Origin of the sequence: Streptomyces lacaronensis (assembly GCF_047337785.1) — a bacterium.
Classification (GTDB): domain Bacteria; phylum Actinomycetota; class Actinomycetes; order Streptomycetales; family Streptomycetaceae; genus Streptomyces; species Streptomyces lycopersici.
The window spans coordinates 7,816,577-7,835,231 of record NZ_JBLHDK010000003.1 but is presented as its reverse complement, the minus strand read 5'-3'; the positions used below and the strand labels follow the sequence as shown (position 1 = coordinate 7,835,231).

The window sequence follows — 18,655 nt, the reverse complement described above, 5'->3', positions numbered from 1 at the left end:
AGTCCGGGGCGCAGCCCTCGCGGGGCCCGGGGCGCAGCCCCGACGGGCCCACGCGGGATCCGGGGCGAAGCCCCGACGGGGGGTGTGGGAACGCAGCCGCAACGAGATCAGAGCGCGCAGCCCTCACGGAGTCCGGGACGCAACCCCCACAGGGGCGGGGGCACAGCCCCGACGGGAGCCCGGGACGCAGCCCTCGCGGAGCCCACGCGAGATCCGGGGCGAAGCCCCGACGGGAGTGTGGGAACGCAGCCGCGACGCGATCAGAGGGCGCAGCCCTCACGGAGTCCGGGACGCAGCCCCGGTGGGGCCCCGGGCGCAACCCCGGTGGGGCCCCGGGCGCAACCCCGGTGGGGCCCCGGGCGCAACCCCGGTGGGGCCCCGGGCGCAGCCCCCGCGGGGGTGTGGGGGCGGAGCCCCCGCGGGGGTGTGGGGGCGGAGCCCCCGCGGTGGGGGCCGGGGGTGTCCCCCCGTTCGGGAAGGGGCGGGGCGGGGAAAGAAAGCCGGTCGGTGCCGGACCCCTTGACACCGCATCAGCACCCCCATACCTTCCACGCAACCGCTTCCGAGAATTATCGGGCAACTTCCGGAAGGCACACGATGCGCATACCTCGGTCAAGGTCCACCCTTCGTGCGTCCACCCTGGCAGCGGCCGTGCTGCTGGTCGGAACGGCACTCGCCGGCTGCGGAAGCGGCGGGCCCGGGGGTTCGGATGACGACTCCCTCGACGTCTGGGTCTACCAGGACGCCTCGACCAAGGTGCAGCGCGAGGTCGTCAAGCAGTTCAACAAGACCTCCGACATCAAGGTGAAGCTCACCCAGGTACCCGGCGACGGCTACTCGGACAAGATGCGCACCTCCATGGGCACGCCCAACGCCCCGGACATCTTCTTCAACTGGGGCGGCGGCAGCATCAGTGAGTTCGTCAAGAAGGACATGCTGCTCGACCTGGACCCCGCGATGGCCAAGGACGCGCGGCTGAAGAAGGCGTTCATCCCCACGATCCTCGACGCGGGCGCGATCGACGGAAAGCACTACGGGATCCCGATGCGCGGGATGCAGCCGGTGATCCTCTTCTACAACAAGGACGTCTTCGGGGACGCCGGGGCCAGGCCCCCGAAGTCCTGGGACGATCTGCTGAAGCTCATCGACACGTTCAAGGGCAAGGGCGTCGCCCCGTTCGCGCTGGCCGGCACCGACGCCTGGACCGAGCTGATGTGGGTGGAGTACCTGGTGGACCGCTACGGCGGGGCCGGGGTGTTCCAGAAGATCCAGAGCCAGGGCATGGCGGCGTGGGACGACCCGGCGGTGCTCAAGGCCGCGCAGACGGTCAGGGACCTGGTCGGCCGGGGCGCGTTCGGCAAGAACTACAAGTCGGTCAACTACACCGCCGACGGGGCCTCCACCCTCTTCGCCAAGGGCAAGGCGGCCATGCATCTGATGGGCAGCTGGGAGTACGCCAACCAGAAGGCCAACCAGCCCGCGTTCGCCAAGTCGGGGCTGGGCTGGACCACCTTCCCGGCGGTCCCCGGGGGCAGCGGTGACCCCAAGAGCGTCGTCGGCAACCCGACCAACTACTGGTCGGTCAACGCCAAGGTGAAGGGCGCCAAGCAGAAGGCGGCGATCGAGTTCGTGAAGTTCGCGGCGAAGCAGGACTACTCCAAGGACCTGATCGCCAACGGGGACGTCCCCACCACCTCCGACGCCACCTCCCTGCTCGCCGAGCACGAGAACCCCGACTATGCGCGGTTCCAGTACGACCTGGTCAAGCAGGCTCCCGACTTCACGCTCTCCTGGGACCAGGCGCTGCCCGCCAAGTACACCCCGCCGCTGCACACCGCCGTGCAGAAGCTGTTCAACGGGCAGCTCAGCCCGGCCGGGTTCGTCGACGCTCTGAAGGGCATGTGATGGCGGACGCCGCGACCCGCGAGCGGCGTCCGGCGCGCGAGCCACGCCGGAGCGTCGGCCGGGCGAGCGTCGGGCGGGCCGGGGTCGGCCGGCCCGGCGTCGTCTGGGCCCTCCCCGGGGCGCTGTTCTTCGTCTTCTTCGCGGTGGCGCCGATGGTCCTGGTCGGCGCCCTCGCCTTCACCGACTGGGACGGCATCGGCACCCCGAGCTGGACCGGGATGAGCAACTGGTCCCGGCTGTGGGACGACCCGGAGACCCATCAGGCCATCTGGCTCAGCCTGATCCTCACCGTGCTGACCTGGGTGTTCCAGACCCCGCTCGCGCTGCTGCTGGGCGTATGGGCGGCCGGTCGGCAGCGCAACCGGGCCGTACTGTCGGCGATCTTCTTCCTGCCGCTGCTCGGTTCCTCCGTGGCGCTCGCGCTGGTCTGGAAGTCGCTGCTGGACCCCAACTTCGGTCTGATCGCCGACATCGGGCCCGCCCTGGGCTTCGCGGACGGCGATCTGCTCGGCAGCTCCAAGGGCGCCTTCGGGGCGATCCTCTTCGTCACCGCCTGGCAGTTCATCCCGCTGCACACGCTGATCTACCAGGGCGGCGCCCGCGCCATCCCGCGCTCGCTCTACGACGCGGCGGCGATCGACGGCGCCGGGACCGTACGGCAGTTCTTCTCGATCACCCTGCCCCAGCTGCGCAACACCATCGTCACCTCCTCGGTGATCATGGTGGTGGGCGCGCTGACCTTCTTCGACACCGTCCTGATCCTCACCAAGGGCGGGCCGGGCACGGACACCACGATCGTGCCGTATCTGATGTACAAGAACGGCTTCCAGGCGTTCGACCTCGGCTACGCCAGCGCGGTCGCCACCATCCTCGTCGTGGTCGCCACCACCGTCTCGCTGCTGCTGGTGCGGCTCACCGGCTTCGCCGCGATGCGCAGCACCCGGGAGGGGATGTGACCGACGTCCTGCACGACCACCCGAATCCCCGTCCGAACCGCCCCCTGAACGGCGTCCGTACGCCGAACAAGACCCCGGCGGCCCCTCGCCCCCGCCTCCGCCGCCGGGGTCTGCCCCGCGCCAACTACCCGGCCGGGCTCGGCTCCCTGATCTGGCTCGGCATCGTCGGACTGCCGCTGTACGTCCTGGTGGCCGCCACCTTCCAGACCCGCGACGGCTATATCGACGACGGCCCGCTGGCCCTGCCCGACCATCCGACGCTCGCCAACTACCGGCGGGTGCTGCGGTCCGACTTCCTCTCCTACCTCCTCAACACCGCGCTGGTCACGGTCGTGTGCGCGGCGATCGTGATCACGCTGTCGGTGACCGTCGGCTACACCGTCGTCCGCGCCCGCGGCCGCGCCTCCCGCCGGATCTTCCAGATCTTCCTGCTGGGTCTCGCGATCCCCTCCCAGGCGGTGGTGATCCCGGTCTATCTGGTCATCACCAAGCTCCATCTGTACGACACCCTGCTCGCGGTGATCCTGCCGACGGCCGCCTTCTCCCTGCCGGTCAGCGTGCTGATCCTGGTCGGCACGATGCGCGACATCGACGAGGAGCTGTACGAGTCGATGGCGCTGGACGGGGCGAGCCCGACCCGGGTGCTGCTCCAGCTCGTGGTGCCGCTGTCGCGGTCCGGGATCTCCACGGTCGGGGTGATGTCGGCGCTGCACGCCTGGAACGGCTTCCTCTTCCCGCTGCTGCTCACCCAGTCCAAGAGCAACCGGCTGCTGACCCTGGGGCTTTACGACTACGTGGGCGAGTTTCGGGTGGACACCCCGGCGCTGCTCACCGCCGTGGTGCTCTCCATCGTCCCGATCTTCCTGGTCTATCTCTTCGCCCGCCGTCAGCTGATCAGTGGACTGATGGGCGTGGGCGGCAAATAGGCCGCCCACGCGCTCCACGCAAGCCGTTCTCCCACCTCGACAAGGAGCTTCATGCCTCAGCCCTGGCAGGACACCTCCCTCTCCGCCGAGGACCGCGCGGCGGCCCTGCTCTCCTCGATGACGCTGGAGGAGAAGCTGGCCCAACTCGTCGGCGTCTGGCCGGGGTCCGAGTCCGAGGAGGGTGAGGACGTCGCCCCGCTCCAGCACGAGGTGTCCGAGGCCGTGGACCTCGACGGCCTCCTCCCGCACGGCATCGGCCAGCTGACCCGCCCCTTCGGCACCTCCCCCGTCGAACCGGCCGAGGGCGCCGCCGCGCTGGCCCGCCTGCAGGCCCGGATCACCGCCGGGAACCGCTTCGGGATCCCGGCGCTGGCCCATGAGGAGTGTCTGACCGGCTTCTTCGCCTGGCGCGCCACCGTCTTCCCCACCCCGCTCGCCTGGGGCGCGTCCTTCGACCCGGCGCTGGTGGGGCGGGCGGCCGAGCTGATCGGCGGTTCGCTGCGGTCCGCCGGTATCCACCAGGGGCTGGCCCCGGTGCTGGACGTGGTGCGGGACGCGCGCTGGGGCCGTACGGAGGAGTCCATCGGCGAGGACCCCTATCTCGTCGCGACCATCGGCACCGCGTACGTCCGCGGCCTGGAGTCCGCCGGGATCGTCGCCACCCTCAAGCACTTCGCGGGCTACGCCGCCTCCCGGGGCGGCCGCAACCACGCACCGGTCTCCATCGGCCCCCGGGAGCTGGCCGATGTCATCCTGCCGCCCTTCGAACTGGCGGTGCGGGACGGCGGCGCGCGGTCGGTGATGCACTCCTACAACGACCTCGACGGGGTGCCCTCGGCCGCCAACCCCTGGCTGCTGACCGAACTGCTCCGCGACACCTGGGGCTTCACCGGCACCGTCGTCGCCGACTACTTCGGGGTGTCCTTCCTGGAGCTGGCCCACCGGGTGGCCGACACCCGGGGCCGCGCGGCCGGACTCGCCCTCGCGGCGGGGGTGGACGTGGAACTGCCCGCGGTGCGCTGCTTCGGCACCCCCCTGCGGGACGCGATACGGGCCGGGGAGGTGGACGAGGCGCTGGTGGACCGGGCGGCGCTGCGGGTGCTGCGGCAGAAGTGCGAGCTGGGGCTGCTGGATGCGGACTGGTCGCCGGTGCCGTCGGCGCTCGCGGGGGCTGTGGACTCCGCGGGGCCCGCCGACCTCGACCCCGGCCCCGACCTCGATCTCGACCTCGACCCCGACCTCGATCTCGCTCTCGATCCCCCGGAGATGCGGGCCGTCGCGCGGGAGCTGGCCGAGGAGTCGGTGGTGCTGCTCGCCGACGACGGCGATGTGCTGCCGCTGGCGCCGGACGCCCGGATCGCGGTGGTCGGCCCGCTCGCCGACGACCCCGCCGCCATGCTCGGCTGCTACACCTTCCCCCGCCACGTCGGGGTGGAGCACCCCGGACTGCCCCTGGGCATCGAGGTGCCGACGCTCTTCGCCGCACTGCGCGCCGAGCTGCCCGGTGCGCGGATCACCCATGCCGAGGGGTGCGCCGCGCCCGGCCCGGCCGCGTCCGCCGGGGACGCGGGGGGCGTGGCCTCGGCCGGTGCGGCGGCGCTCACCGCCGAGAGCCGGTTGGCACAGGCCGCCAGGACGGCGGCGGACGCCGATGTGTGCGTCGCCGTGCTGGGCGACCGCTCGGGTCTGTTCGGCCGAGGCACCTCGGGCGAGGGCTGTGACGCCGCCGACCTCGAACTCCCCGGTGAGCAGGGGGCGTTGCTGGACACGCTGGTGGCCACCGGCACCCCCGTGGTGCTGGTGCTGTTCACCGGACGGCCGTACGCCCTCGGCCGCTGGTCGCGCCTGCTGGCCGCCACCGTGCAGGCGTTCTTCCCCGGTGAGGAGGGCGGCCCGGCGGTCGCCGGGGTGCTGAGCGGGCGCGTCAACCCCTCGGGCCGACTGCCGGTGAGCGTTCCGTACACGTCCGGCGGCCAGCCCTGGACGTACGCGCAGCCGCCGCTCGGGCTGCGCGGCGACGCCAGCTCGATCGACCCGACCCCGCTGTTCCCCTTCGGCCATGGGCTGTCGTACACCTCGTTCGCCTGGGAGCGCCCGGAGGCCGACGCGACCGATGTGCCGACCGACGGGGAGACCACGGTCCGGCTGACCGTGCGCAACACCGGTGACCGGGCCGGGACGGAGGTCGTGCAGCTCTATCTGCACGATCCGGTGGCCCGTATCGCCCGCCCGGTGTCCCGGCTGATCGGCTACGCACGGGTTCCGCTGCGGCCGGGCGAGTCCGCCGAGGTCCACTTCACCTTCCACGCCGACCTCGCCTCGTATCCGCTGGGCGCCGATGGGACGAGGGTGGTGGAACCGGGCGCCCTGGAGCTGCGGTTGGCCTCCTCCAGCGCCGACTCCGGCGTACGGCACACCGTGCCGCTGACGCTGACCGGACCCGAGCGCACGGTGGACCACCGGCGGCGGATGGTGTGCGAGGTGCGGGTGAAGTAGCGCCACGGAAGGGCGCCCGGGGCCGGTTCGCCCCACGAGGCGGAGGGGCCGGTTCGCCCCACGAGGCCGAGGAGCCCGTTCGCCCCACGAGGCCGAGAGCCCGTTCAGACCGGCCCCTCGCCCTTCTCCACCAACGACCAGGCGTGGGCGAACAGTTCGGGCAGGGTGCGGGTGGGCAGCGGCAGCGGATTCTCCAGCCGCCGGTTGTAGGAGCGCCGCAGCCCGATCAGCTCCGCCTTCCACGCCTCCATGGGCTGGTACGGCTTCTTGGCGTGGATCCACTCGCCCGGCAGGAAGACCTGACGGCCCGCCCTGGGGCGCTTGTCCTCGATGACGAGGCCGCGCTCGACCAGCGCGGCGGCCGCCTTCTGGTGCCGGGCGGTCTGCCACCCGTTCCAGGTGCGGACGTTGCGGTCGGTCGGCGCGGGCAGGGCCAGCAGCTGGAGGTGGAGCGCCGCCGCGTCCTCGTCGAGGCCGAGCGCGCCGGCGACCCTCGCCACCAGGTCGGGCGCGGAGGCCGCCGGGTTGGATTCGTACGCCCCGACCGGCAGCGACGCGCCCTCGACCCGCTCGGCGATGCGCGCGCAGACCGGGCCGCGCAGCCACTCGACCAGGGGGAGGTCCTCGCGGCCGAAGCCGGAGGTGAGGGCCGCCAGGGCCCTTGAGCGCTCGTCGTCGCCGTAGAACGCGGGGCGGAAGTGCACCCTGGGCGGGGACCGGTCTCCCCTGCGGCCGACCGTACCGTCCGTGATGACGGTGAGCCCGTCGTCGATGCTCGCCACGTCCAGCCGCTCGGGGCCCGCGTACGGCCGGAACCCGAACCGCTCCTGGAGCTCGGCGACCGTACGCCCCGAACCGGCGGCGGGGTGCCCGGCGCGCAGCAGCAGCCCCGGGTGGTCCAGTCGCTCCAGGAGCAGCCGCACGAGTCCTGGCAGCCCCTCGCGGACCGGGTCTCCGGCGGGAAGCTCGGCGTAGACCCAGGCCAGGTGCGGCACGATGGAGTGCAGGCGGTCCTCGAATCGCATGATGTCCCACCGGGCGTCGGTGAGCAGCGGGCCGTGCTCGCTCTGCTTGATCCAGGTGTCGAGGGGCGCGCTGAGCCCGGGTTCGGCTGCGGGGTGGGTGAACGCCGCGCAGAACTCGGCCGCCGAGAGGCGGAGCAGTTGGAGCTCCACGACTGCCTTGAGGGTCCGCTCGGGCACCACGGCCCGCCGGCCGCGCCGCGCCTGCCACGCCTCGGCGAGCCGCTCCGCCACCCCGCGCATCCCGTCCGGCTCCCACAGCTCGGCCGGGTCCTCGGGCAGTACGTCCGCGAGCAGCTCCAGCCGCTCCAGCGCGGTCAGCCGGGCCAGTTCGGAGGCGCCGTCCTCGGCCTCGGCCACCTTCAGCCGCAGGGTCGCCCGCTCGTCGGCGTCCAGGAAGGGGACGTACATCCGCTGCAGGAACCCGGCGAGCGCGAGGGACGCGGCGGGGCGCCCCATGCCCGTGCGCTCCCGCAGCAGGGCCACGGCCTCCCGGCCCCAAGGGGCCGGCCCCCGCTCGCGGACCAGCGCCACCAGTCGCCGCAGCTGCTCGGGGCTCCCCCAGCCGCGCGGCACATCGGCGACTTCCTCGATCTCCCCCAGGCGGGGCGGCTCCGCGTCCCCCGTCCGCAACTCGACGAACCGGCGCCGCCCCTCACGACCCCATCCCACGCTGACGGCCGCCCCGCGCGCGTCGCGCACCGCCAGGCGCTCGGTGACCACGATCCCGGTACGCAGCCGGGCGGCCGGATCGGCGAACGGGCTCTCCGCCCACATCTCCAGCAGCGCCAGAAGTCGCTCGCGCCGCTCGGGGCGGGTGGACGCGACGGCGGCCCGGAGCGCCACGGCCCCGATCCGCCCGATGAACCGCACCCACGACCCTTCCCCGGCGATCCCGGGCCCGTCCTCGCCCTCACCCCGTCCCTGGCCCCGCCCCTGGGCCTGGCCCCGTCCCTGGTCCTGGTCCTGATCCTCGGCGCCCGGCGGGTCCCACGTCCCGGTCAGAAACCGGCCGTTCCGCTCGATACAGGCCAGCGCCCCGGGCCGCCACATCCCCGTACCGTCGATGAGCCCGCCCAGCGCGGGCACCACGCCCCGGTCATCCATGGCCGTCCACGCGCCGGTCGTCATCGGACCTCCCTGTTCCCCCGTCGCATTCGCAGTGGGGAGATCATCGCTCATCGGTCCGACAGCCCAGCCCTCGGCCGGGGCTACGGGGGCTCCGGGGCTCCGCGCTGGGCTGCTGCGCCCGGCCGGGTGCGGCTTTCGTCTCGCGCCTTCGGCGCAATTGAGCAGCGGGGCAGGGGGTGGGGAGCGCGGCACCGTCGCCGGGTGCCGGGTCGGCGGGTGTGGGCGCCGGTGGCGGCTTCCCCCTTCGGTACCCGAGGCCCCTCCGGACTGCGAGCCGGTGGGTCCCGGGGCGGCCCCTCGGGGTACCCCTCCAAAAAACGCTCGATCTGAAGCAACTAATTTGTCAAACGTTTTCCGGGGGGGGTACCCCGCCCCCTGCCGTGCGGCAGCCCGGCAACAGTCCCAACCTCCGAGCGCCGGAGCCGCCACCGGCCCGGCGGCCGGCGACGCGACCCGCGCCGGGTACCCCTGCCCCGCTGCTCAATTGCGCCGAAGGCGCGAGACGGCGCCGCACCCGACCGACCCGGTCAGCCCCGGCAGGGGCGGCAGGCGCGGCGCTCTCCTAGTTGTCGAACTCGCCGCCTCGGACGGCATCCACGAACGCCTGCCAGGCGGACGGCTCGAAGAGCAGGGCGCCACGTTCCCGGTCCTTGGTGTCGCGGACGGCCTGACGGCCGGTGGGCCCTGCGGCAAGGACGTCTGGTTCGAGTGCGGGCCCGCACACCTCGCACCTTCACGTCCCCGCCCTTAGGCTGTCGCCGGACACACGGGGCTACCGGCGCGTGGCGCAGGTCGCGACAGACGCGACAGACCGCGAAGGAGCGAGTGATGAAGGGCTGGACCGCGAGCGACATTCCCGATCAGACCGGCCGCACCGCCGTCGTGACCGGCGCCAACAGCGGGCTCGGCTTCGTCACCGCACGGGAGTTGGCGCGGCGCGGTGCGCGGGTGGTGCTCGGGTGCCGCAGCGAGAAGCGGGGGGTCGAGGCGGCGGAGCGGATCCGGGCGCAGGTGCCGGGCGCGCGGGTGGCGGTCGCGCCGCTGGACCTGGCCGACCTGACGTCCGTACGGACCTTCGCGGCCGAGCACAAGGGCGACCGGCTCGATCTGCTGATCAACAACGCGGGCGTGATGGCCCTCCCGCACCGCAGGACCGCCGATGGCTTCGAGATGCAGTTCGGCGTCAACCACCTGGGTCACTTCGCGCTGACCGGGCTGCTGCTGCCGAAGCTGCTGGAGGCGGGTCCGGGGGCGCGGGTGGTCACCGTCTCCAGCTTTATGCACATGCTGGGGACGGTGGACCCGCGCGACCTGAACATGGAGCGGGGGTACCGGCGTTGGGTCGCCTACGCCCGCTCCAAGTCCGCCAATCTCCTCTTCACCCACGAGCTCGCCCACCGGCTGCGCGCGGCGGGCGTCCGCCTGGTGGCGGCCGCCGCGCACCCCGGCTACGCCGCGACCAACCTCATGTCCGCCGCGCCGAAGATGGAGGGCCACCGGGCTAAGGAGCGGTTCATGGAGATCGGCAACCGCTACTTCGCCCAGAGCCCGGAGCAGGGCACACTCCCCGTCCTGTACGCGGCGACCGGCCCGGACGTCCGCCAGGACGACTTCTTCGGCCCGCCGCTCCAGGGGCTGTTGCGCGGCTCCCCCGTCCGCTCGGCCCGCGCCAAGTGGACGCTCAGCGACACGGCGGGGCGAGGGTTGTGGGTCGCGTCCGAGCGGCTGACGGGGGTGCGGTACGAGGCGCTCGCGGGCTGAGTCCTGAGTCACGTCCGCACGGTGATGACCAGCTTGCCCGTGGTGCGGCCGGTCTCCCCCTGGACATGGGCGCGGGCGCCTTCGGCGAGGGGGAAGGTGCCGGAGACGTGGGCGCGGAGCCTGCCCCGGTCGACGAGGTCGGCGATGGCGCGCATCCCGGCCTGGTCGTGCTCAACCGCCAGGTGGGCGGCGCGGACCTGTGCCTTCTCCGCCGCAGCCTGAGTGTCTTCGGCGCCCGGCAGCAGGGTGACGAGGGTGCCGCCGGGGCGGAGCACGCTCACGGAACGGACGGCGTTCTCCCCGCCGAGGGCGTCGAGGACGACGTCGTAGCGCTCGTCGGTGTCGGTGAAGTCCTCGGAGCGGTGGTCGATGCAGGCATCCGCGCCGAGCTCGCGCAGGAAGTCGTGCTTGGGGGCGCTCGCCGTCCCGGTGACGTGCGCGCCGCGCTCCTTGGCGATCTGTACGGCGAGATGGCCGACACCGCCGGCCGCGGCGTGGATCAGCACCCGCTGCCCGGCTCGGAGGTCCGCGGTCTCGACGAGGGCTTGCCAGGCGGTGAGCGCGGCCAGCGGCAGAGCAGCCGCCTGGACGTGGTCGATCCCGGCGGGCTTGGCGGCGAAAGCGCGGGTGGGGCCGGTCACGTACTCGGCGTGGGAGCCGGCCCCGTACGGGTAGGGCAGCATGCCGAACACCTCGTCACCGGGCTTGAAGAGGGTGACACCGTGGCCGGTCTCCACCACGGTGCCGGAGACGTCCCAGCCGAGGGTCAGCGGCGGGGGCGGCAGGAAGATGCTCATGGCTCGGTGCTTGAAGTCCGTGGGGTTGAGTCCGGCCGCGTGCACGGCGACGAGGATCTCCCCAATGCCGGGCGTGGGCCGCGGAAGCTCGGTCAGCCGCAGGACCTCGGGGCCGCCGAGGGCCGTCTGGTGCAGGGCGAGCATCACGGGGGCGCCGTCCGGAGCGGCGGGGTGCGGGGAGTCCGTGGCTGCCCTCTGGTCCGGGGAGTCCGCGGCGACCGCCCGGTCCGGGGAGTCGGGGTTCTCAGGGGTGTCCGTCGAAGTCATGCCTCGATCCTGGCCGTACGGTCCGGCCCGGGACGATGGCCAGAAGGTCATCGTCCGATACATTCCTGCCATGCCCATCGACCCTGCCGCCCACCGCGTTCCCGGAGCCCGCGGCACTCCCGGCCCCCGCCCCGCGCCCGCCGCGCCCTCCCTGGCCCGTGACCTCGCCGACCGCGCGGCCGGACTGGACCGCCGGATGCACCCGGCCCCGCGGCCCGGCGCCCACAAGGTCGTCGTCCTCGCCCTCGACGGCGTCTATCCCTTCGAACTCGGCATCCCGCACCGGGTCCTGGGGTCCGCCGGCGGCCGCTATGAGGTGCTGTCCGCGAGCGTGGACGGGCAGCCCGTGCGCACCGACTCGGACCTGACCGTCACCCCCGGGCACGGCCCCGAGGTGCTGGCCGAGGCGGACACCGTGGTCATCCCCCCGTACGCGATCTCCCGGGACTCGGCCGCCGCCCCGGACCCGCAGGCCCTCGCCGCCCTGGCCCGCGTCCGCCCCGGCACCCGTCTGGTGTCCATCTGCACCGGCGCCTTCCTGCTGGCCGCCGCCGGTCTTCTGGACGGGCGGCGGGCCACCACCCACTGGGCGCTCACCGACCACTTCCGGGAGCTGTTCCCCCGGGTCGAGCTCGACGCCGGTGTGCTCTTCGTCGACCACGGTGACGTGCTGACCTCCGCGGGGGCGGCCAGCGGGGTCGACGTCTGCCTGCACCTGGTGCGCCAGGACCACGGCAGCGAGGTGGCCAACCAGGTCGCCCGCTGCTGCGTCGTACCGCCGTACCGGGACGGCGGGCAGGCGCAGTACATCGAGCGGCCGCTGCCGCCGGCGGGCGACACCGGCACCGGGCCGACCCGCGACTGGGCGCTGCGACGGCTGGAACTGCCGCTGTCGCTGGACGAGCTGGCCGCGCATGCGGCGATGAGCACCCGTACCTTCGCCCGGCGCTTCCGGGAGGAGACCGGTCTGAGCCCCGGCCGCTGGCTGACCCAGCAGCGGCTGCGGAGGGCGCGGCACCTGCTGGAGTCCAGCGACCTGCCGGTGGAACGGGTCGCCCACGAGGTCGGCTTCGCCACCGCCACCTCGCTGCGGCGGCACTTGGCGGCGGAGGCGGGGGTCGCCCCGTCGGCGTACCGGCGCACCTTCCGTGCCCCGGACACCCCGGATACCCCGGACGCATCGTGACCGCCACGGCGCCGGGCATCGGGTACTGTGGCCCCACCCGTACGCACCGAGGAGGTGAGACCCATCAACGCCAGTTCAGGCTGGGTGCTCTCGCCGCGGGGATACACGGGATAGCTGACTGCCGGGAGCGCCCCAGGGATCCCGAAAGGCTTCCAGGCTTCCATGTCGGCTTCACCTTCACTTGCCACCTTTTCCGCCGTCGTCACCCGGCTCCGTGCCGCCGGGTGCGTGTTCGCCGAGGACGAGGCGCGGCTGATCCTTTCCGTGGCCCACGTCCCGGCCGAGATCGAGGCCATGGTGGACCGGCGCGCCGCCGGGCTGCCGCTGGAGCATGTGCTCGGCTGGGCGGACTTCCGGGGGCTTCGGATATCCATCGACGCCGGGGTCTTCGTACCGCGCCGGCGCACCGAGTTCCTGGTCGAGCAGGCCGTACCGCTGGCCCGGCCCGGGGCCGTCGTGGTCGATCTGTGCTGCGGCTCTGGCGCGCTGGGCGCCGCGATGGCCTCGGCCCTGGGTGAGGTGGAGCTGTACGCGGCCGATATCGACCCCGTCGCGGTGCGCTGCGCGCGGCGCAACGTGGGGGCGGCGGGCGGCACGGTGTACGAGGGCGATCTGTACGATCCGCTGCCCGCCGCACTGCGCGGCCGCGTGGACGTCCTGCTGGCCAACGTCCCGTACGTGCCCACCGAGGAGGTCGGGCTGCTGCCGCCGGAGGCCCGGGTCCATGAGGCGCGCGTGGCGCTGGACGGCGGCGCGGACGGGCTGGACGTCCTGCGCCGTGTGACCGCCGGGGCGGGCGGCTGGCTGACCCCGGGCGGCTCGCTCCTCTTCGAGACGAGCGAACGGCAGGCGCCCACGGCCATGGCCATCGTGGCCGACAGCGGCCTGGAGCCCCGGCTGGCCGAAAGCGACGACCTGGACGCCACGGTCATCATCGCTACGGGTCCATCGGCCCCTTAGTCAGGTCCTGTCCGGTGGGTCCTGCTGGTGGCGGGGTTCGGGCTCGTCGCCGAGTTGTTCAGAGGATGGGTGGTGAGTCCGCCAGCGATCTCGCAGTGCGGCTCACCGCTGTAGCGACGTGGTGTGCGGGGACGCGACAGTGTCGTCAGGGGTCCGCGTCCGCCTCATGAGGGCCGCGGCATCCGCGGCGATGTCCGTCACGATGCGGCCCGCCGGGGCGACGTCATGGACAAGCCCGGCGCTCTGGCCCGCGTAGAGGGCGAGAGCCTCCACGTCGCCCGACATGCCGGGCACGGGGACCATGTCGTCGTAACGCGACCAGGCCCGTCCGTCGGCACTCCGGGCCACCACGGCGCCTTCGCCGGGTCGGTTCGGCACGGCTGGACGGTCCGCGGCCTCCCAGGCGCGGAGCGTGGAGTTGCGCAGCGCACGATGCGGGGCATTGGGCCAGCCGCCGTCGAAGCACCGCGTGTGGACCGCGTCCTGCGGCGCGGCCTGGATCACGGCTTGACGGTAGACCTCGTGCGTGTCCGCCTCGGATGCCGTCAGGAATCGGGTGCCCAGCCATCCGGCCTGGGCCCCGAGAGCCAGTGCGGCGGCGAGCCCGCGTCCGTCGGCGATGCCGCCGGCCGCGATGACCGGCACCGGGTGCACAGCGTCCGCGACCGCGGGCACGAGCGCCATCGTGGTGACCTCCCCACGGATGTGGCCGCCCGCTTCACACCCTTGGGCCACGATCACGTCGACGCCCGCGGCAACGGCGCGTTCGGCCTCGGTGACGGAACCGACCGTGTGGAGGTGCAGGGCACCCGCCGAGTGGGCGCGTTCGGCGACGGCCGAGGGATCTCCCCAGAACGTCGAGATGACCGGCACGCTTTCCGCCAGGCAGGCGTCGAGAAGCTCGTCGACTGGGAAGTCCAGCACCAGGTTCGCGGCGAAGGGCCTTCGTGTCAGCCGTCGAACCTGCCGGATCCGGCGCACCGCCTCCTCGGCGGTGACCCAGGTCAGCGCAAGGGTGCCGAGTCCTCCCGCGTCCGCCACCGCAGCCACCAGCTCTGTGGTGACCGCGGATCCGATGGGCGCCTGCACCACGGGTACCTCGATGCCCAGTCGCCGACACAGAGGTGTGGTCAACGTCGTCATGCTGTCCTCCTCATACAGGGTGTTTCGATTTCCGAATCACGCGGCGATGCTAATGTTTCGGAATCCGAAACGCCAGGGGTTGTGGATCTACAGGGGCGCAGGAGGACCGAGAATGGCCACACCGACACCAGGACGGCCGGTGCGCGGCTCAACCACCGGACGCCCTCTCATGGCCGCGCTCGATCTGTTCGGCAGGCGATGGAGCCTGCGCGTGGTGTGGGAACTGCACGAAGGCGCCCTGGGGTTCCGTGCCCTGCGCGAACGCTGCGGCAACATGTCCTCCAGCGTGCTGCGTCAACGCCTCGTCGAGCTCATCGAGGCACGTCTGGTGCACCAGACCACCGACGGCCACTACGCCCTCACCGCGCTGGGACGACAGGCCCACACAGCGCTCAGCCCGCTCGTCGACTGGTCCGCCACCTGGGCCACCGAACTGGCCGAGCACCCCTCCGACCACGACACCGCTACCGCCGACGCCCCGGACACCCCCTAAGGCCAGTGCCGTCCTAGGGCGCCTTACGCAGCTCCTCCGCCGCGTCCGCGACCCGGGCGATCAACCGCAGCAGAGTCTCCCGCTCCGTCTCGTCCAGCGGGGCCAGGAAGACCCGGTTCATCCGGGACGTCCGGGTGACCAGCTTTCGGTGGACCCGGATGCCCTCCTCCGTCAGCCGCAGGACGTTGCGGCGGCCGTCGTTCGGGTCGCGCACCCGCTCCAGCAGGCCGCGCCGGGCCAGCCGGGCGACCAGGTCGGCGATGGTGGAGCGGTCGAGGTGGACGTGTTCGCTCAGCGTCCGCTGGTCGATGTCCGGCTTCTCGATCAGCGCGTTGACCACCGCGAACTGCGGCGAGGTGGTCTCCTCGGAGACCATCGCGCCCCACAGCAGGGAGTGCGCCTGCTGGAAGCGGCGGGCCAGATGCCCGGGGTGCGTGTTCAGATCGACCGCGCCGCCCATGCCGCGCCTCCCGGCTTGGATTGCTCATTACTCCGTGCACTGAGTGATTCTGCCCTGTGGAAGACCCCATGTCGAGAGGCCGACATTCGACCTAGACTCCCTTGACGAGCGCACCAGCCAATGGCAGCGTGCGAAACCGACACCACATTAGTCAGCACACTGAGCATCCCGACCCGCGGAGTGACGATGGCCGACATCCGAAGCCTCCAGGACGCCGTTGCGGACCTCGTCCACGACGGCGACACCGTCGCGATGGAGGGATTCACCCACCTGATCCCGTACGCCGCCGCGCACGAGGTCATCCGCCAGGGCGTCACCGATCTGACCCTCGTCCGGATGACCCCGGACGTCATCTACGACCAGCTCATCGGCGCCGGACTCGTCCGCAAGCTGGTGTTCTCCTGGGGCGGCAATCCCGGCGTGGGCTCGCTGCACCGCTTCCGTGACGCCGTCGAGAACGGCTGGCCGCGGCCGCTGGAGCTGGACGAGCACAGCCACGCGGGCATGGCGAACCGCTATGTGGCGGGCGCCTCCAAGCTGCCGTTCGCCGTGTTGCGCGGCTATCGCGGCAGCGACATCCCGACCCGTACGGACACCGTCTCCACCGTCGTCTGCCCGTTCACCGGGGAGGAGCTGGCCGCCGTCGCGGCGCTCAACCCGGACGTCACCGTCATCCACGCCCAGCAGGCCGACCGGGCCGGCAATGTGCAGATGTGGGGGCTGACCGGGGTGCAGAAGGAGGCGGCGCTCGCGGCGGACCGAGTGCTGGTGACCGTGGAGGAGATCGTCGAGGAGCTGACGCCACGTCCCGGCGGGATCGTCCTGCCGACGTGGGTGATCGACGCGGTGTCCGTCGTCCCCGGCGGTGCCCACCCCTCCTACGCCACCGGGTACTCGACCCGCGACAACGACTTCTACCAGGCATGGGACCCGATCGCCCGCGACCGCGAGGCGTTCTTGACGTGGATCGAGGAGAACGTGCGCGACAACGTGCGCGACAGCGAGGGAGCTCTCACCCGATGACCGCGACCCCCACCGGGACGACCGGGACGACCGAGACCACCGGGACCACCGGGACCACCGGCTTCACCAGCGACGAGCTGATGGAGGTCAACGCCGCCCGCGCGCTCGCCGACGCCACCACCTGCTTCGTCGGCATCGGCCTCCCCAGCACCGCCGCCAACCTGGCCCGCGCCACCGTCAACCCCGGCCTCGTGCTCATCTACGAGTCCGGCACCATCGGCTCCAAGCCCACCCGGCTCCCGCTCTCCATCGGCGACGGCGAACTCGCCGACACGGCCGACGCGGTGGTCCCGGTGCCGGAGATGTTCAACTACTGGCTCCAGGGCGGCCGGGTCGACGTCGGCTTCCTCGGCGCCGCCCAGGTCGACCGCTACGCCAACATCAACACCACCGTCGTGGACCGCGGCCCGGACAAGCCCGAGGGCCGCCTCCCCGGCGCGGGCGGCGCCCCCGAGATCGCCTCAAACTGCGGCAAGGTGCTCATGGTGCTGCGCCACTCCACCCGCAACTTCGTGCGGCGGCTGGACTTCGTGACGACCCTGGGCCACGGCGGCGGCCCCGGCGACCGTAAGAAGCTCGGCATGCCGGGCGCCGGACCCACCGCCGTCATCACCGACCTGGGCGTCCTGCGCCCCGACCCGACCACCGCCGAGCTGGTGCTCACCGAAGTACACCCGGGCGTCACCGTGGAGCGGGTTCGGGCCGCCACCGGCTGGGAGCTGACCGTCGCCGGCACCGTGGGCACCACCGAGCCGCCCGCCCCCCGAGAGCTGGCGGCGCTGCGCGCCCTCAAGGCCGCCGGGAAGCCCGGAAAGCCCGGGAGCGCGAAGCCCGGGAAGGAGACCCGATGACCACCTCGCGTGACGTCTGCCGTGACGTCTATATCGTCGACGCCGTCCGCACCCCCATCGGCCGTTACGGCGGCGCCCTGGCCGGGGTGCGCCCCGACGACCTGGCCGCCCATGTGGTGCGCGGCCTGCTCGCCCGCACCCCCGCCCTGGACCCGGCGCGCATCGACGACGTCTACTTCGGCAACGCCAACGGCGCGGGCGAGGAGAACCGCGATGTCGCCCGCATGGCCGTGCTGCTGGCCGGGCTGCCCGTCACCGTGCCCGGCGCGACCGTCAACCGGCTCTGCGCCTCGGGCCTGGAGGCCGTGCTCCAGGCCGCCCGCGCGATCGCGGTCGGCGACGCGCACATCGCGCTCGCGGGCGGTGTGGAGTCGATGAGCCGCGCCCCCTGGGTGCTGCCCAAGCCCGAACGCGCCTTCCCCGCCGGGCATCAGCAGATGTACTCCACGACTCTGGGCTGGCGGATGACCAACCCGGACATGCCGCCCGAGTGGACCGTCGCCCTCGGCGAGGGCGCCGAGCTGATCGCCGACAAGCACGGCATCACCCGCGAGGCACAGGACGCGTTCGCGCTCGCCAGCCATGAGAAGGCGGCGCGGGCGTGGAAGGACGGGGCGTACGAGGCCGAGGTGCTGCCGTATCCGGACACCGAGCTCGTCCGGGACGAGACCATCCGCGAGAACACTTCGCTGGAGGCCCTGGCCAAGCTCAAGCCCGCCTTCCGCAAGCCCGGCGGCACCGTCACCGCGGGCAACTCCTCGCCCCTCAACGACGGCGCGGCCGCGCTGCTGCTCGTCGACGAGGAGGGGCTGAAGGCCACCGGACGCGAGCCCCTGGCCCGGATCGGCGCCTCGGCCGTCACCGGTATCGAGCCGCAGTACTTCGGGCTCGGCCCGGTCGAGGCCGTACGCCGCGCCCTCGCCAAGGCGGGCCGCTCGTTCGCCGATATGGCCACCCTCGAACTCAACGAGGCCTTCGCCGCGCAGGTGCTGGGCTGCCTGGCCGAGTGGTCGGCCCAGGACCCGGGCTTCGACCCCGACATCGTCAACCCGCGCGGCGGCGCCATCGCCATCGGCCATCCGCTCGGCGCCTCCGGCGCCCGGCTCACCGGGGCCGTCGCCCATCAGCTCGCCGCTCGCGGCTCGGGAACGGGCCTGGCCACCTTGTGCATCGGCGTCGGACAGGGCCTCGCCCTCGTCCTGGAGAGGTAATCCGGAACGGCAAGGCCCGAATGGCAAGGCCCGGAACCGTAAGGCTGGAAAGGTAAGGCTGACGGCA

Annotated in this window: 16 protein-coding genes; 11 read left to right on the top strand and 5 right to left on the bottom strand. The window is 72.8% G+C overall.

The features are described from left to right. The first annotated feature begins 597 nt into the window (after positions 1-597). From ACMTAK_RS33495 to ACMTAK_RS33480, 4 genes are all read left to right on the top strand, one after another. Positions 598-1,905, top strand: a complete 1,308-nt coding sequence (locus ACMTAK_RS33495) for an extracellular solute-binding protein (RefSeq protein ID WP_413809620.1) — start codon at positions 598-600, stop codon at positions 1,903-1,905. Beyond that, positions 1,905-2,861 (top strand): carbohydrate ABC transporter permease, encoded by a 957-nt coding sequence (locus tag ACMTAK_RS33490; RefSeq protein ID WP_413809619.1) that lies wholly within the window; start codon positions 1,905-1,907, stop codon positions 2,859-2,861. Before ACMTAK_RS33495 ends, ACMTAK_RS33490 begins: the two co-directional genes overlap by 1 nt. Positions 2,862-2,971: 110 nt before the next feature. Next, positions 2,972-3,787: a carbohydrate ABC transporter permease gene (locus tag ACMTAK_RS33485; protein WP_413813072.1), complete on the top strand. Its 816-nt coding sequence runs from the start codon at positions 2,972-2,974 to the stop codon at positions 3,785-3,787. Between the two features lie 51 nt (positions 3,788-3,838). Continuing rightward, positions 3,839-6,283, top strand: coding sequence for a beta-xylosidase/alpha-l-arabinosidase (locus ACMTAK_RS33480; RefSeq protein ID WP_413809618.1), 2,445 nt, complete (start codon positions 3,839-3,841; stop codon positions 6,281-6,283). A gap of 104 nt (positions 6,284-6,387) precedes the next feature. Here the strand turns inward: ACMTAK_RS33480 and ACMTAK_RS33475 are convergent, their stop codons facing one another. Together ACMTAK_RS33475 and ACMTAK_RS33470 are read right to left on the bottom strand one after the other, a co-directional pair. After that, positions 6,388-8,436 carry a hypothetical protein gene (locus tag ACMTAK_RS33475; RefSeq protein WP_413809617.1) on the bottom strand — a complete coding sequence of 683 codons (2,049 nt, stop codon included), beginning with the start codon at positions 8,434-8,436 and terminating at the stop codon, positions 6,388-6,390. A gap of 562 nt (positions 8,437-8,998) precedes the next feature. Beyond that, entirely contained in the window at positions 8,999-9,160 is a 162-nt protein-coding gene (locus tag ACMTAK_RS33470; RefSeq protein ID WP_413809616.1) for a DUF397 domain-containing protein, read from the bottom strand. Between the two features lie 104 nt (positions 9,161-9,264). Here ACMTAK_RS33470 and ACMTAK_RS33465 point away from each other — a divergent pair, with 104 nt between their 5' ends. Continuing rightward, positions 9,265-10,197, top strand: coding sequence for an oxidoreductase (locus ACMTAK_RS33465; RefSeq protein WP_413809615.1), 933 nt, complete (start codon positions 9,265-9,267; stop codon positions 10,195-10,197). Positions 10,198-10,205: 8 nt separating this feature from the next. Here the strand turns inward: ACMTAK_RS33465 and ACMTAK_RS33460 are convergent, their stop codons facing one another. Then, the gene (locus ACMTAK_RS33460; RefSeq protein ID WP_413809614.1) at positions 10,206-11,261 is read right to left on the bottom strand and encodes an NADP-dependent oxidoreductase; all 1,056 of its coding nucleotides are present in this window, start codon (positions 11,259-11,261) and stop codon (positions 10,206-10,208) included. Positions 11,262-11,331: 70 nt separating this feature from the next. Between ACMTAK_RS33460 and ACMTAK_RS33455 the strand changes: the two genes are divergently transcribed. After that, positions 11,332-12,447 carry a GlxA family transcriptional regulator gene (locus tag ACMTAK_RS33455; protein WP_413809613.1) on the top strand — a complete coding sequence of 372 codons (1,116 nt, stop codon included), beginning with the start codon at positions 11,332-11,334 and terminating at the stop codon, positions 12,445-12,447. Between the two features lie 162 nt (positions 12,448-12,609). Further along, a complete protein-coding gene (locus tag ACMTAK_RS33450) occupies positions 12,610-13,407 on the top strand; it encodes a putative protein N(5)-glutamine methyltransferase (protein ID WP_413809612.1) in 798 nt (265 codons plus the stop codon). 102 nt (positions 13,408-13,509) lie between these two features. On the opposite strand, the gene ACMTAK_RS33445 is transcribed toward ACMTAK_RS33450, so the two are convergent. Continuing rightward, positions 13,510-14,550, bottom strand: a complete 1,041-nt coding sequence (locus tag ACMTAK_RS33445) for an NAD(P)H-dependent flavin oxidoreductase (protein ID WP_413809611.1) — start codon at positions 14,548-14,550, stop codon at positions 13,510-13,512. A gap of 112 nt (positions 14,551-14,662) precedes the next feature. Between ACMTAK_RS33445 and ACMTAK_RS33440 the strand changes: the two genes are divergently transcribed. Further along, a complete protein-coding gene (locus ACMTAK_RS33440; protein WP_413809610.1) occupies positions 14,663-15,043 on the top strand; it encodes a winged helix-turn-helix transcriptional regulator in 381 nt (126 codons plus the stop codon). Between the two features lie 13 nt (positions 15,044-15,056). Here ACMTAK_RS33440 and ACMTAK_RS33435 read toward each other — a convergent pair whose 3' ends face one another. Continuing rightward, a complete protein-coding gene (locus tag ACMTAK_RS33435; RefSeq protein WP_413809609.1) occupies positions 15,057-15,503 on the bottom strand; it encodes a MarR family winged helix-turn-helix transcriptional regulator in 447 nt (148 codons plus the stop codon). Positions 15,504-15,689: 186 nt separating this feature from the next. Here ACMTAK_RS33435 and ACMTAK_RS33430 point away from each other — a divergent pair, with 186 nt between their 5' ends. The 3 genes from ACMTAK_RS33430 to ACMTAK_RS33420 all read left to right on the top strand — a co-directional run bounded on the left by ACMTAK_RS33430 (position 15,690) and on the right by ACMTAK_RS33420 (position 18,588). Then, positions 15,690-16,526, top strand: coding sequence for a CoA transferase subunit A (locus tag ACMTAK_RS33430; protein ID WP_413809608.1), 837 nt, complete (start codon positions 15,690-15,692; stop codon positions 16,524-16,526). Between the two features lie 80 nt (positions 16,527-16,606). Next, positions 16,607-17,377 (top strand): CoA-transferase subunit beta, encoded by a 771-nt coding sequence (locus ACMTAK_RS33425; protein WP_413813071.1) that lies wholly within the window; start codon positions 16,607-16,609, stop codon positions 17,375-17,377. Then, a complete protein-coding gene (locus tag ACMTAK_RS33420) occupies positions 17,374-18,588 on the top strand; it encodes a thiolase family protein (RefSeq protein ID WP_413809607.1) in 1,215 nt (404 codons plus the stop codon). Before ACMTAK_RS33425 ends, ACMTAK_RS33420 begins: the two co-directional genes overlap by 4 nt. Positions 18,589-18,655 lie beyond the last annotated feature (67 nt).